General features: G+C 50.2%; 12 protein-coding genes. 8 read left to right on the top strand and 4 right to left on the bottom strand.

Annotated elements, in window-relative coordinates; genetic code table 11:
- Nucleotides 1–207: 207 nt before the first annotated feature.
- The 3 genes from ACJHXA_RS04345 to ACJHXA_RS04335 all read left to right on the top strand — a co-directional run bounded on the left by ACJHXA_RS04345 (nt 208) and on the right by ACJHXA_RS04335 (nt 3419).
- On the top strand, nt 208–1149 hold the full coding sequence (locus tag ACJHXA_RS04345; protein WP_001208134.1) for a pseudouridine kinase: 942 nt from the start codon (nt 208–210) through the stop codon (nt 1147–1149).
- Nucleotides 1137–2075, top strand: a complete 939-nt coding sequence (gene psuG / locus ACJHXA_RS04340; RefSeq protein ID WP_001292468.1) for a pseudouridine-5'-phosphate glycosidase — start codon at nt 1137–1139, stop codon at nt 2073–2075. The genes ACJHXA_RS04345 and psuG overlap by 13 nt, the downstream gene beginning before the upstream one ends.
- A gap of 93 nt (nt 2076–2168) precedes the next feature.
- A complete protein-coding gene (locus ACJHXA_RS04335; protein ID WP_001317214.1) occupies nt 2169–3419 on the top strand; it encodes a NupC/NupG family nucleoside CNT transporter in 1251 nt (416 codons plus the stop codon).
- 70 nt (nt 3420–3489) lie between these two features.
- Here the strand turns inward: ACJHXA_RS04335 and ACJHXA_RS04330 are convergent, their stop codons facing one another.
- A complete protein-coding gene (locus tag ACJHXA_RS04330) occupies nt 3490–4188 on the bottom strand; it encodes a transcriptional regulator YeiL (RefSeq protein ID WP_000658576.1) in 699 nt (232 codons plus the stop codon).
- Between the two features lie 129 nt (nt 4189–4317).
- Between ACJHXA_RS04330 and rihB the strand changes: the two genes are divergently transcribed.
- Nucleotides 4318–5259, top strand: coding sequence for a ribosylpyrimidine nucleosidase (gene rihB, locus ACJHXA_RS04325; protein WP_000415446.1), 942 nt, complete (start codon nt 4318–4320; stop codon nt 5257–5259).
- Nucleotides 5260–5358: 99 nt separating this feature from the next.
- Nucleotides 5359–6609 carry a NupC/NupG family nucleoside CNT transporter gene (locus ACJHXA_RS04320; protein ID WP_000382941.1) on the top strand — a complete coding sequence of 417 codons (1251 nt, stop codon included), beginning with the start codon at nt 5359–5361 and terminating at the stop codon, nt 6607–6609.
- 55 nt (nt 6610–6664) lie between these two features.
- Here the strand turns inward: ACJHXA_RS04320 and ACJHXA_RS04315 are convergent, their stop codons facing one another.
- The 3 genes from ACJHXA_RS04315 to ACJHXA_RS04305 all read right to left on the bottom strand — a co-directional run bounded on the left by ACJHXA_RS04315 (nt 6665) and on the right by ACJHXA_RS04305 (nt 9737).
- Complete coding sequence (locus ACJHXA_RS04315) at nt 6665–7753, bottom strand: sugar kinase (RefSeq protein ID WP_000999819.1); 1089 nt, start codon at nt 7751–7753, stop codon at nt 6665–6667.
- A 3-nt stretch (nt 7754–7756) separates the two neighbouring features.
- On the bottom strand, nt 7757–8614 hold the full coding sequence (gene nfo / locus ACJHXA_RS04310) for a deoxyribonuclease IV (protein WP_000873890.1): 858 nt from the start codon (nt 8612–8614) through the stop codon (nt 7757–7759).
- A gap of 73 nt (nt 8615–8687) precedes the next feature.
- Nucleotides 8688–9737 (bottom strand): YeiH family protein, encoded by a 1050-nt coding sequence (locus ACJHXA_RS04305; RefSeq protein ID WP_000182053.1) that lies wholly within the window; start codon nt 9735–9737, stop codon nt 8688–8690.
- 98 nt (nt 9738–9835) lie between these two features.
- Between ACJHXA_RS04305 and yieE the strand changes: the two genes are divergently transcribed.
- The 3 genes from yieE (at nt 9836) to cirA (ending at nt 14675) form a co-directional block, all read left to right on the top strand.
- Nucleotides 9836–10717: a DNA-binding transcriptional regulator YeiE gene (gene yieE, locus ACJHXA_RS04300; protein ID WP_000548294.1), complete on the top strand. Its 882-nt coding sequence runs from the start codon at nt 9836–9838 to the stop codon at nt 10715–10717.
- 204 nt (nt 10718–10921) lie between these two features.
- On the top strand, nt 10922–12391 hold the full coding sequence (gene lysP, locus ACJHXA_RS04295; protein WP_000253273.1) for a lysine-specific permease: 1470 nt from the start codon (nt 10922–10924) through the stop codon (nt 12389–12391).
- 292 nt (nt 12392–12683) lie between these two features.
- Nucleotides 12684–14675 (top strand): catecholate siderophore receptor CirA, encoded by a 1992-nt coding sequence (gene cirA / locus ACJHXA_RS04290; RefSeq protein ID WP_000489233.1) that lies wholly within the window; start codon nt 12684–12686, stop codon nt 14673–14675.
- Nucleotides 14676–14683 lie beyond the last annotated feature (8 nt).

Raw genomic sequence — 14683 nt, 5'->3', positions numbered from 1 at the left:
CCTCGCTTTTGTAATTCAGGCATTTAATCGCATTTTGTGAGCCTGCTCAAATCTGCCCATTTTGCCTCTCTGGCGGTAATTTACTTTACGTAAAACATGCATACTATGAGCACATGTTTAAATATGAACACATGTTTAAACCGTCTTTGCAGTATCTATATTCTTGTGGATTGACAGGGTTGGTAATTTTTTACCAGAGGACGTGCTATGCGCGAAAAGGATTATGTCGTAATTATAGGTTCGGCGAATATTGATGTCGCCGGATATTCACATGAATCATTAAATTATGCGGATTCAAATCCAGGTAAAATAAAATTTACGCCTGGTGGAGTAGGGCGCAATATTGCACAAAACCTGGCGTTGCTGGGTAACAAAGCCTGGCTACTGAGCGCAGTAGGCAGTGATTTTTATGGTCAATCGCTGCTAACGCAAACCAATCAATCTGGCGTTTATGTCGATAAATGCCTGATTGTGCCGGGAGAAAATACGTCTAGTTATTTATCATTACTCGATAATACCGGTGAAATGCTGGTTGCTATAAATGACATGAATATTAGCAACGCTATTACAGCTGAATATCTCGCACAGCACCGTGAATTTATTCAGAGGGCAAAGGTCATTGTCGCAGACTGTAATATCAGTGAAGAGGCACTGGCATGGATTCTGGATAATGCCGCCAACGTACCCGTATTTGTCGATCCGGTTTCAGCGTGGAAATGTGTCAAAGTGCGCGACCGTCTAAATCAGATCCACACTCTCAAGCCAAACCGCCTTGAAGCGGAAACCCTGAGTGGGATTGCGCTGTCAGGGCGTGACGATGTGGCAAAAGTTGCTGCCTGGTTCCATCAACATGGCCTGAACCGACTGGTATTGAGCATGGGCGGCGATGGCGTTTATTACAGCGATATCAGCGGTGAAAATGGCTGGTCTGCGCCGATCAAAACCAATGTTATTAATGTTACCGGAGCGGGCGATGCCATGATGGCGGGACTTGCTTCGTGTTGGGTAGACGGAATGCCGTTTGCCGAATCTGTTCGTTTCGCACAGGGATGTTCGTCAATGGCGCTCTCCTGTGAATACACCAATAACCCCGATTTATCGATTGCCAACGTTATATCGTTAGTGGAGAACGCAGAATGTCTGAATTAAAAATTTCCCCTGAATTATTACAAATTTCCCCGGAAGTGCAGGACGCTTTAAAAAACAAAAAACCGGTTGTGGCGCTGGAATCGACCATTATTTCTCACGGGATGCCGTTCCCACAAAATGCCCAGACCGCAATTGAAGTAGAAGAAACTATTCGTAAACAGGGCGCAGTACCTGCCACTATCGCCATTATTGGCGGCGTGATGAAAGTGGGTTTAAGCAAAGAAGAAATTGAATTACTGGGTCGTGAAGGGCATAACGTGACCAAAGTTAGTCGTCGCGATTTACCTTTTGTTGTTGCCGCCGGAAAAAATGGCGCAACCACTGTGGCTTCAACGATGATTATTGCGGCGCTTGCCGGAATTAAAGTATTTGCCACCGGGGGAATTGGTGGTGTGCATCGCGGGGCGGAACATACCTTCGATATTTCTGCCGATTTGCAAGAACTGGCAAATACTAATGTCACCGTTGTTTGTGCCGGGGCGAAATCTATTCTCGATTTAGGATTAACCACTGAGTATTTAGAAACCTTCGGTGTGCCGTTAATTGGCTATCAGACTAAAGCGCTGCCTGCGTTTTTCTGCCGTACCAGCTCGTTTGACGTCAGCATTCGTCTCGACAGCGCCAGTGAAATTGCCCGTGCAATGGCGGTGAAATGGCAAAGCGGGCTGAACGGTGGCCTCGTGGTAGCGAACCCGATCCCGGAACAGTTTGCGATGCCGGAGGAATCTATCAATGCAGCCATAGATCAAGCCGTCGCCGAAGCCGAAGAGCAGGGCGTTATTGGTAAAGAAAGTACACCGTTCCTGCTGGCGCGCGTTGCTGAGCTGACCGGCGGTGACAGCCTGAAATCCAATATCCAGCTGGTGTTCAACAACGCCATTCTGGCGAGTGAAATTGCCAAAGAATACCAGCGTCTCGCGGGTTAATTTCTGACGGGCAGAAAGCCGTCGCCCGTACTCATCAAGCATACCAAAACCTGGCGCTGACGCCGGGTTTACTGGCATGAAGGGAAAATCATTATGGATATAATGAGAAGTGTTGTGGGGATGGTGGTGTTACTGGCAATAGCATTTCTGTTGTCAGTGAATAAAAAGAGCATCAGTTTGCGCACGGTTGGAGCCGCACTGCTGCTGCAAATCGCTATTGGTGGCATCATGCTCTACTTCCCACCGGGAAAGTGGGCAGTAGAACAGGCGGCATTAGGCGTTCATAAAGTGATGTCTTACAGTGATGCCGGTAGCGCCTTCATTTTTGGTTCGCTGGTTGGGCCGAAAATGGATGTCCTGTTTGACGGTGCGGGTTTTATCTTCGCCTTTCGCGTACTTCCGGCGATTATTTTCGTTACTGCGCTCATCAGTCTGCTGTACTACATTGGCGTGATGGGGCTGCTGATTCGCATCCTTGGCAGCATTTTCCAGAAAGCTCTTAACATCAGCAAAATCGAATCTTTTGTCGCAGTCACAACTATTTTCCTCGGGCAAAATGAGATCCCGGCGATCGTTAAACCGTTTATCGATCGCATGAATCGCAACGAGTTGTTTACCGCAATTTGTAGCGGGATGGCGTCCATTGCTGGTTCGATGATGATTGGTTATGCCGGAATGGGCGTACCAATTGACTACCTGTTAGCGGCATCGCTGATGGCGATCCCAGGTGGTATTTTGTTTGCACGTATTCTTAGCCCGGCCACCGAGCCTTCACAGGTCACATTTGAAAATCTGTCGTTCAGCGAAACGCCGCCAAAAAGCTTTATCGAAGCGGCGGCGAGCGGTGCGATGACCGGGCTGAAAATCGCCGCTGGTGTAGCGACGGTGGTAATGGCGTTTGTCGCAATTATTGCGCTGATCAACGGCATTATCGGCGGAATTGGTGGCTGGTTTGGTTTCGCCAATGCCTCTCTGGAAAGTATTTTTGGCTATGTGCTGGCACCGCTGGCGTGGATCATGGGTGTGGACTGGAGTGATGCCAATCTTGCGGGTAGCCTGATTGGGCAGAAACTGGCGATTAATGAGTTTGTTGCTTATCTCAATTTCTCGCCCTATCTGCAAACGAGCGGCACGCTGGATGTCAAGACCATTGCCATTATCTCGTTCGCCCTCTGTGGGTTTGCAAACTTTGGTTCTATCGGTGTTGTCGTTGGCGCATTTTCGGCTATTTCGCCAAAACGTGCTCCAGAAATCGCCCAGCTTGGTTTACGGGCGCTGGCAGCAGCAACGCTTTCCAACCTGATGAGTGCGACTATTGCCGGGTTCTTTATTGGTCTGGCGTAATGCTCGATTTGTAGACCGGATAAAACGTATTAAGCGTTGCATCCGGCAATCGCGCTATTGCAAATAATTTTTACTGCATCATCCCGGAGAATTTATTCTCCGGGTCCATCTCCAGCGCCAGTCCTGACAACTGCTTTCTGTTTTTAATGAGATACCCTTTCTTGCTTTTAGTTAATAAACCGTCGTGAATGAATTGCGCGAGAACATATAAAAGATGTCGATAAGAAACGCCTAAATACTCTGCCGCTTGCGTATGCTTTTCGTGATAAAGATCACCTTCCTGCGAGAGTAATATAAAAGCTGCCAGGCGATTAACTAACGGAAATGATTGATTCTGAGTTAAAGAAACAATATTACGATAATTTTTATGACTTAAGGTGACGCAGAGTTTTCGTAAAAATAGCGTGTCGTTTAATAACAGCGGGCGGTAATGTTTCATAGGGAGCGCAAGGCACCAACACTCTTCAATAGCCTGCACCGCACGCGGTTCATGGTCTTTGTCGATTAACTCAATCTCGCCAATAAAACAGGGGGCGGCAAAGAAATCGATCAGCGACACGCGACCATTAGCTAGCGTGGCGTAAAGCCTGGCGCGGCCTCGCGTCAGGTAAAACAGCCAGGACGGCTGTTGCCCTTCCTGCACAATGTAGTCACGCGCTAAAAAATGAAACAGCCGCGTATCGGCTGAAACATCCGTTAAAAAGCAATCCTTAAACGCGGATTCACTCATCAATTGCTGCTTAAGATCATTATTGTGGATTTCTTTCACGATGTTTATCCGCTATGAGATTTCTCATATTTAGCATACGTACGCGGTTGGTAAGATTCAATCATCGGCCCGGTCGAATTTTCTTTGCTGTAGAAAAAATAACGCAACTGGAAACAGAGGAAATAAACAATGGAAAAGAGAAAAATTATTCTGGATTGTGATCCGGGTCATGATGATGCTATTGCAATGATGATGGCAGCGAAACATCCGGCAATAGATTTATTAGGCATCACTATTGTAGCGGGTAATCAGACGCTTGATAAAACATTAATTAATGGCCTGAATGTTTGCCAGAAACTGGAGATTAATGTTCCGGTTTATGCGGGGATGCCGCAACCCATTATGCGTAAACAAATCGTTGCCGATAATATTCACGGTGAAACCGGACTGGATGGCCCGGTATTCGAGCCGCTGACCCGCCAGGCAGAAAGTACCCACGCGGTGAAATACATCATTGATACCCTGATGGCAAGCGATGGCGATATCACTCTGGTGCCGGTTGGTCCGCTTTCAAATATCGCGGTGGCAATGCGTATGCAACCCGCGATCCTGCCCAAAATCCGTGAAATTGTGCTAATGGGCGGCGCTTACGGTACAGGCAACTTCACGCCATCTGCCGAGTTCAACATCTTTGCTGATCCGGAAGCAGCCCGCGTGGTGTTCACCTCCGGCGTTCCATTAGTGATGATGGGCCTCGATCTCACCAACCAGACCGTTTGCACCCCGGACGTGATTGCACGGATGGAAAGGGCAGGCGGCCCTGCCGGAGAGCTGTTCAGCGACATCATGAACTTCACTCTCAAAACGCAGTTCGAAAACTACGGCCTGGCTGGCGGCCCGGTGCACGACGCCACCTGCATCGGTTATCTGATTAACCCTGATGGCATTAAAACACAGGAGATGTACGTCGAAGTGGACGTCAACAGTGGCCCTTGCTATGGGCGTACCGTCTGCGACGAGCTGGGCGTTCTTGGCAAGCCCGCTAATACCAAAGTCGGCATCACTATTGATACCGACTGGTTCTGGGGCTTAGTCGAAGAGTGCGTGCGCGGCTACATCAAAACCCATTAAGTGTTGATAACAAGCCGGGTCAGTATCGCAAGATCCAAGCCCGGCTATTTCTGATGGGCAGAAAGCCGTCGCCCAATATGACATGAAGAGATAATAACTATGGATGTCATGAGAAGTGTTCTGGGAATGGTGGTATTGCTGGCAATTGCATTTTTGCTGTCAGTAAACAAGAAGAAGATCAGCCTGCGTACCGTTGGCGCGGCGTTAGTGTTACAGGTTGTGATTGGCGGGATTATGCTTTGGTTACCGCCAGGGCGTTGGGTCGCTGAAAAAGTCGCTTTTGGCGTGCATAAAGTGATGGCGTACAGCGACGCGGGTAGCGCATTTATCTTCGGTTCGCTGGTCGGGCCGAAAATGGACACGCTGTTTGATGGCGCAGGATTTATCTTTGGTTTCAGGGTATTACCGGCAATTATCTTCGTCACTGCACTGGTGAGTATTCTCTACTACATCGGTGTGATGGGGATTTTAATTCGCATTCTCGGCGGTATCTTCCAGAAAGCGTTAAATATCAGCAAGATTGAGTCATTCGTCGCGGTCACCACCATTTTCCTCGGGCAAAACGAAATTCCGGCGATCGTCAAACCCTTTATCGATCGTCTGAATCGCAATGAATTATTTACAGCGATTTGTAGTGGCATGGCCTCGATTGCTGGTTCGACAATGATTGGTTACGCCGCCCTGGGCGTACCTGTGGAATATTTGCTGGCGGCATCGTTAATGGCGATCCCAGGCGGGATCTTGTTTGCCCGCCTGTTAAGCCCGGCTACGGAATCTTCGCAGGTTTCCTTTAATAACCTCTCTTTCACCGAAACACCGCCAAAAAGCATTATTGAAGCCGCTGCGACAGGGGCAATGACCGGGCTGAAAATCGCCGCCGGTGTAGCGACAGTTGTTATGGCATTTGTCGCCATCATTGCGTTAATTAATGGTATTATCGGCGGCGTTGGCGGCTGGTTTGGTTTTGCACATGCCTCGCTGGAGTCCATTTTAGGTTACCTGTTGGCCCCATTGGCGTGGGTGATGGGGGTTGACTGGAGTGATGCAAATCTTGCCGGGAGTTTGATTGGGCAGAAGCTGGCGATCAATGAATTTGTCGCTTATCTCAATTTCTCGCCATATCTGCAAACGGGTGGCACTCTGGATGCTAAAACCGTGGCGATTATTTCTTTCGCGTTGTGCGGTTTCGCTAACTTTGGTTCTATCGGGGTGGTGGTGGGGGCGTTTTCTGCGGTTGCGCCACACCGTGCGCCGGAAATCGCCCAACTTGGTTTACGCGCGCTGGCGGCGGCGACACTTTCTAACCTGATGAGTGCTACTATTGCAGGATTCTTTATTGGTTTAGCGTAGTGCGCAATTTATGAGCCGGATAAGATGCGGTCAAGCGTCGAATCCGGCAACATTGTTACACCATTGGCACTAATGAAAGCGCGTTATCGGCAGACAGGGTAGGGTTGTTTAAGCTGCCGCTGGCGCGCGAAATTGCCGCGCAGGCTACCGCAAAACGGGCGCTGTCGCGGAAACTGTATCCTTCAAGAAAGCTATATACCAGGCCCGCCATAAAACCATCGTCAGCACCAAAACTGTCTACTGTCGTATGCGCTGGCGCGGTCAGCAAAAATTGTTCTCCATCCTTATCGCTGCAAAATACAGATTCATCTTTCAGATAAACAAAAATGCGTTTAACACCTTGTTGATGCAGCGAATTTACAGCTCTGATGCGATCGTTGTCGTCTTTAATCGGTTGCCCCCACAAAATTTCCAGTTCATTTTGTGTTGGTTTCAGAGTGTGGATCCGGCTGTACCAGTTTTTTACTTTGTTCGCTTTAAATTCGGAAACGGTATCGACAAACATCGGAATTTCATCAGCAATGGTAAAGACCCACTCCAGGGCTTCAGGTGTGAGATTACAATCAGCCAGCACCACACCAGCATGGCGAATCAAGTCCCGTGAAGTATTGAGCAGTTGAGGCGTTAGCTGTTGCAGAATATGTGTGTCATTGATTGCCAGGATAGTTTCTTCCTGCTTATTAGCGATAGCGAGATAAGTTGCAGTGCTGTGTCCATGCAGACGAATGCAGTTTGAAACGTTCACGCCCGCGCGGCGCGTTTCTTCCAGTAATGTCTCGCCGTAAAAATCGTTGCCAATAGCTGATATTAAATGCACATCCCGACCAAGCAGAGCCAGGTTATGCGCGATATTACGTCCGACGCCGCCTGCGGAACAGTGAACAGAACCTGGATGAGAGGCTGCTTGCGGGTAACGGATATCCGCCATTCCGCGAATATCCATATTGATTGCACCCACAACCACACAGTAATCCTGCTCGGTAAGGATATATCCTTTGCCTTTAATCAAACCCTTGCGCATCAAATCCATAATATGAGCGGCAACACGTGAGCGGCTGATTTGCAGAATATCGGCGATTTCATTCTGTTGAATCAGCGGGTTACGCCGTAAAATTTTAAGAATCTGCTTTTCCCTGTCGTTCATCGATCAGGCCACCGCTTTTTCAGTTTGTTGCGCTTTCAGCCAGGCGATCTCTTCTGCCCAGATATCCGGGTTGATGGTTTCAAGGATCAGCGGAATGCCGTCGAAACGGTCGTCCTGCATGATCCAGCGGAACGCATCATGACCGATATTGCCTTCACCGAGGCTATGATGGCGGTCAACGCGGCTGCCAAAGGTGCTTTTCGCATCGTTAAGGTGCATCCCGCGCAGATACTTAAAGCCAACAATACGGGCAAAATCCGCGAACGTTTTCTCGCATTCGGCTGGAGTACGCAAATCATACCCGGCAGCGAAAGCATGGCAGGTATCAATGCAGACGCCGACACGGGATTTATCTTCCACGCCGTCGATAATCGCCGCGAGATGTTCGAATTTAAACCCTAAGTTACTGCCCTGACCGGCGGTGTTTTCAATCACCGCTGTTACACCTTGAGTTTTATCCAGCGCAATGTTGATGGATTCGGCAATACGCGCAAGGCAATCCTCTTCTGAAATCTGCATCAGATGGCTGCCAGGGTGGAAGTTGAGCAAAGAAAGCCCCAGTTGTTCGCAACGCTGCATTTCATCTATAAAGGCATCGCGCGATTTTTCCAGAGCTTCAGTGACCGGATGTCCGAGGTTAATCAGATAGCTGTCGTGGGGAAGAATTTGCGCCGATGTGTAGTGATATTTTTCACAGGCCGCTTTGAATTCATCGATGGTTTGCGTCGTGAGCGGTGCGGCACGCCACTGACGTTGGTTTTTGGTGAACAAGGCAAACGCGGTTGCGTCGATTTCGGCGGCGCGAATTGCGGCATTTGCCAGACCGCCAGCAGCACTAACGTGCGCTCCAATGTATTTCATGCGAGGACTCCTGTTAAACCCGCTGGAGGAAAACGGTAATGATAGCGGGTTAACAGGAGCAAGATGTAGTGGTTTATGCGATGACGCTTTGAATCACATAGTTAATCGCACCACCACCAACAATCAGCCAGGCAAACAGTACCAGTGCCATCAGCAGAGGTTTCGCCCCGGCTTTTTTCAGCGCGCTGACGTGAGTGGTCAGACCCAGCGCCGCCATCGCCATTGCCAGCAGGAAGGTATCCAGCGTTACCAGCATGTTCACCACGCTCTGCGGTAACAGGTGGAACGAGTTAAAGATGGCAACGACGATGAACAAGATGGCAAACCACGGAATAGTGATTTTGCTTTTCTCGCCGCTGTTCGCCCCAGACAGCTGTTTAACACGCGCCGCCAGCAGGATGAGGAACGGAGCCAGCATCATCACGCGCAGCATTTTGGAAATAACTGCTGCGTTTTCCGCATCCGGGCTGATGGCATGACCTGCCGCCACCACCTGCGCCACTTCGTGCACAGTAGAACCAATGTAGATACCGAAAGTTTCCGGACTAAACCATTGAGACATCAGCGGATATATCGCCGGGTAGAGGAAAATAGCGACGGTCCCGAAGATAACAACGGTTGCAACAGCCACGGTTACTTTACTGGCTTCCGCTTTCACTACTGGCTCAGTCGCCAGTACCGCGGCAGCACCACAGATACTGCTACCGGCACCGATCAACCAGCTGGTGTGCTTATCCAGACCAAACACTTTCTGCCCCAGGAAGCAAGCCAGCAGGAAGGTACTGGACAGCGTCAGCACGTCAATGATGATCCCACTGATACCGACATCGGCAATTTGCGAGAACGTCAGACGGAAGCCATAAAGAATGATACCCAGACGTAATAAATATTGCTTGGCAAACAGCACACCACCGTCACAGCTTTTCCAGATGTGCGGATAGATGGTGTTGCCTAAAACCATCCCCAACAAGATTGCGAGGGTGAGGGCACTAAACCCGGCACCCGCAACCGCGGGAATGGAACCACCCCACAGGGCGACCCCGGTGATAACTGCACTCAGGGCTAACCCCGGAATAAAATGCCACAGTGTACGATGTTGTTTCTGTAAGGTGATATTCGTCATAACCCTCTCCTTTAACCGGGCATAAGGTTACGACTAACTGGTTTAAAAATAAAATTGATTATATATTTATAATTAATCTTTATAAGTGGTAAGCGACTATGCACATCACCCTCCGGCAGTTGGAAGTTTTTGCAGAAGTATTGAAAAGTGGATCAACCACCCAGGCGTCGGTGATGCTGGCGTTGTCGCAATCAGCAGTGAGCGCAGCCTTGACCGACCTGGAAGGGCAGCTTGGCGTGCAACTGTTTGATCGCGTGGGGAAAAGACTGGTTGTTAATGAACACGGGCGGCTGCTCTATCCGCGTGCGTTGGCATTGCTTGAACAGGCGGTTGAAATCGAACAACTGTTTCGCGAAGACAACGGCGCGATTCGTATCTATGCCAGTAGTACCATCGGTAACTACATTCTGCCTGCAGTTATCGCCCGTTATCGCCATGATTATCCGCAGTTGCCGATTGAACTTAGCGTTGGGAACAGCCAGGACGTGATGCAAGCGGTGCTGGATTTCCGCGTTGATATTGGTTTTATTGAAGGACCGTGCCACAGCACTGAAATTATTTCTGAACCGTGGCTGGAAGACGAGCTGGTGGTTTTCGCCGCGCCGACTTCGCCGTTGGCCCGTGGTCCGGTCACCTTAGAGCAGCTGGCCGCTGCGCCGTGGATCCTGCGTGAACGCGGTTCCGGCACGCGGGAGATTGTCGATTATCTATTGCTGTCACATTTACCGAAGTTTGAGATGGCGATGGAATTAGGTAACTCCGAGGCAATCAAACATGCGGTGCGTCATGGGTTGGGAATTAGTTGCCTGTCGCGACGGGTGATTGAAGATCAATTGCAGGCAGGCACATTAAGTGAAGTTGCGGTCCCTCTGCCGCGCCTGATGCGTACGTTGTGGCGTATACATCATCGGCAAAAACACCTTTCCAACGCGCTACGGCGCTTTCTGGACTATTGCGATCCCGCGAATGTACCGCGTTAAGTTGCTGTACAAGAACATGCTGGTGCTGTGTCGATTTCGTGACGCAGCGCCCTCAGCATGCATTCGCCAGAAAAGAGATTGGCTGCTTTACTTATAATCCCTGGGCGATCATGAAGGTGTCTTATAACCGTGTATTTCTGCCGGAAGGATTGCCAATCGTCTGCTACAATCGCGCCTCATTTTTAAGATGGATAGCATTTTTGTATGGTTTCCGAAACTAAAACCACAGAAGCGCCGGGCTTACGCCGTGAATTAAAGGCGCGTCACCTGACGATGATTGCCATTGGCGGTTCCATCGGTACAGGTCTTTTTGTTGCCTCTGGCGCAACGATTTCTCAGGCAGGTCCGGGCGGGGCATTGCTCTCGTATATGCTGATTGGCCTGATGGTTTACTTCCTGATGACCAGTCTCGGTGAACTGGCTGCATATATGCCGGTTTCCGGTTCGTTTGCCACTTACGGTCAGAACTATGTTGAAGAAGGCTTTGGCTTCGCGCTGGGCTGGAACTACTGGTACAACTGGGCGGTGACTATCGCCGTTGACCTGGTTGCAGCTCAGCTGGTCATGAGCTGGTGGTTCCCGGATACACCGGGCTGGATCTGGAGTGCGTTGTTCCTCGGCGTTATCTTCCTGCTGAACTACATCTCAGTTCGTGGCTTTGGTGAAGCGGAATACTGGTTCTCACTGATCAAAGTCACGACAGTTATTGTCTTTATCATCGTTGGCGTGCTGATGATTATCGGTATCTTCAAAGGCGCGCAGCCTGCGGGCTGGAGCAACTGGACAATCGGCGAAGCGCCGTTTGCTGGTGGTTTTGCGGCGATGATCGGCGTAGCTATGATTGTCGGCTTCTCTTTCCAGGGAACCGAGCTGATCGGTATTGCTGCAGGCGAGTCCGAAGATCCGGCGAAAAACATTCCACGCGCGGTACGTCAGGTGTTCTGGCGAATCCTGTTGTTCTATGTGTTCGCGATCCTGATTATCAGCCTGATTATTCCGTACACCGATCCGAGCCTGCTGCGTAACGATGTTAAAGACATCAGCGTTAGTCCGTTCACCCTGGTGTTCCAGCACGCGGGTCTGCTCTCTGCGGCGGCGGTGATGAACGCAGTTATTCTGACGGCGGTGCTGTCAGCGGGTAACTCCGGTATGTATGCGTCTACTCGTATGCTGTACACCCTGGCGTGTGACGGTAAAGCGCCGCGCATTTTCGCTAAACTGTCGCGTGGTGGCGTGCCGCGTAATGCGCTGTATGCGACGACGGTGATTGCCGGTCTGTGCTTCCTGACCTCCATGTTTGGCAACCAGACGGTATACCTGTGGCTGCTGAACACCTCCGGGATGACGGGTTTTATCGCCTGGCTGGGGATTGCCATTAGCCACTATCGCTTCCGTCGCGGTTACGTATTGCAGGGACACGACATTAACGATCTGCCGTACCGTTCAGGTTTCTTCCCACTGGGGCCGATCTTCGCATTCATTCTGTGTCTGATTATCACTTTGGGCCAGAACTACGAAGCGTTCCTGAAAGATACCATTGACTGGGGCGGCGTAGCGGCAACGTATATTGGTATCCCGCTGTTCCTGATTATTTGGTTCGGCTACAAGCTGATTAAAGGAACTCACTTCGTACGTTACAGCGAAATGAAGTTCCCGCAGAACGATAAGAAATAAGTTTCCTCCCTTCCTTGCTAAGCCCTCTCAACCGAGAGGGCTTTTTCAATTCCATTTCCCTGACAAATCATGCGGATATAAAATTTAACATTTGGATTGATAATTGTTATCGTTTGCATTATCGTTACGCCGCAATCAAAAAAGGCTGACAAATCAGAGGCTGTTCCGGCTTTCTGGGATGATCACCTGCATACAAATAAGTCCACCGCGATGCTGCCGTACGCAAGGGGACGTGAAGAAGATGTGAGCGATAACCCATTTTATTTTCGTAGTTACCTCATGGAGATATGGAATGTTTAGGTTGAACCCTTTCGTACGGGTCGGGCTGTGTTTGTCCGCTATTTCTTGTGCATGGCCTGTGTTAGCGGTCGATGATGATGGCGAAACGATGGTTGTCACTGCATCTTCCGTTGAACAAAACCTCAAAGATGCACCCGCCAGTATCAGCGTCATTACCCAGGAAGACCTGCAGCGAAAACCGGTACAGAATCTGAAGGATGTCCTCAAAGAAGTGCCTGGCGTACAACTGACGAACGAAGGGGATAACCGTAAGGGCGTTAGTATTCGTGGTCTGGACAGCAGCTACACCCTGATTCTCGTCGACGGTAAACGCGTTAACTCCCGCAATGCCGTCTTCCGCCACAATGATTTCGATCTGAACTGGATCCCGGTCGATTCCATCGAACGTATTGAAGTGGTTCGTGGCCCGATGTCGTCGCTATACGGCTCCGATGCGCTCGGCGGTGTAGTGAATATCATCACCAAAAAAATCGGTCAGAAATGGTCGGGTACCGTTACCGTCGATACCACCATTCAGGAACATCGCGATCGCGGTGATACCTATAACGGTCAGTTCTTTACCAGTGGACCATTAATTGATGGTGTGCTGGGAATGAAAGCTTACGGCAGCCTGGCAAAACGTGAAAAGGATGACCCGCAAAACTCAACGACCACCGATACCGGAGAAACGCCGCGTATTGAAGGATTCTCCAGCCGCGACGGCAATGTCGAATTTGCCTGGACACCGAATCAAAATCACGATTTTACTGCCGGATACGGTTTCGACCGTCAGGATCGTGATTCCGACTCGCTGGACAAAAACCGCCTGGAACGCCAGAACTACTCCGTCAGCCATAATGGGCGTTGGGATTACGGCACCAGCGAACTGAAATACTACGGTGAGAAAGTCGAGAACAAAAACCCTGGCAACAGCAGCCCGATAACTTCCGAAAGCAATGCGGTCGACGGCAAATACACGTTGCCGCTGACGGCAATTAATCAGTTTCTCACGGTTGGCGGTGAATGGCGTCACGACAAACTTAGCGATGCGGTGAACCTGACCGGGGGAACCAGCTCCAAAACGTCTGCCAGCCAGTACGCGCTGTTTGTGGAAGATGAATGGCGGATCTTCGAGCCGCTGGCGCTGACGACCGGCGTGCGTATGGACGATCACGAAACCTACGGTGAACACTGGAGTCCGCGTGCCTACCTGGTTTATAACGCCACCGACACCGTAACGGTGAAAGGGGGCTGGGCGACGGCATTTAAAGCACCTTCTCTGTTGCAACTTAGCCCTGACTGGACGAGCAATTCCTGCCGTGGCGCATGTAAGATTGTGGGTAGCCCGGATCTGAAACCAGAAACCAGCGAAAGTTGGGAGCTGGGGCTTTACTACATGGGTGAAGAAGGCTGGCTGGAAGGGGTTGAATCCAGCGTTACCGTTTTCCGTAACGATGTGAAAGATCGTATCAGCATCAGCCGTACGTCTGACGTCAACGCTGCACCGGGCTACCAAAACTTTGTTGGTTTTGAGACGGGCGCTAACGGACGGCGCATACCGGTATTTAGCTACTACAACGTTAACAAAGCTCGTATTCAGGGCGTGGAAACCGAACTGAAAATTCCGTTCAACGATGAATGGAAACTGTCGATCAACTACACCTACAACGATGGTCGTGATGTCAGCAACGGCGAAAACAAACCGCTATCCGATCTGCCGTTCCATACTGCTAACGGTACGCTGGACTGGAAACCGCTGGCGCTGGAAGACTGGTCATTCTATGTTTCTGGTCACTATACCGGGCAGAAACGCGCCGACAGCGCGACGGCTAAAACACCGGGCGGTTATACCATCTGGAATACCGGCGCGGCCTGGCAGGTGACTAAAGACGTCAAACTGCGCGCAGGCGTGCTGAACCTTGGCGACAAGGATCTCAGTCGTGACGACTACAGCTATAACGAAGACGGACGTCGTTACTTTATGGCAGTGGATTATCGCTTCTGATGAGAAGA

The organism is Escherichia sp. WS33 (assembly GCF_046486385.1).
Lineage (GTDB): Bacteria > Pseudomonadota > Gammaproteobacteria > Enterobacterales > Enterobacteriaceae > ECMA0423.
This window is presented reverse-complemented; position numbering and strand designations above follow the sequence as displayed.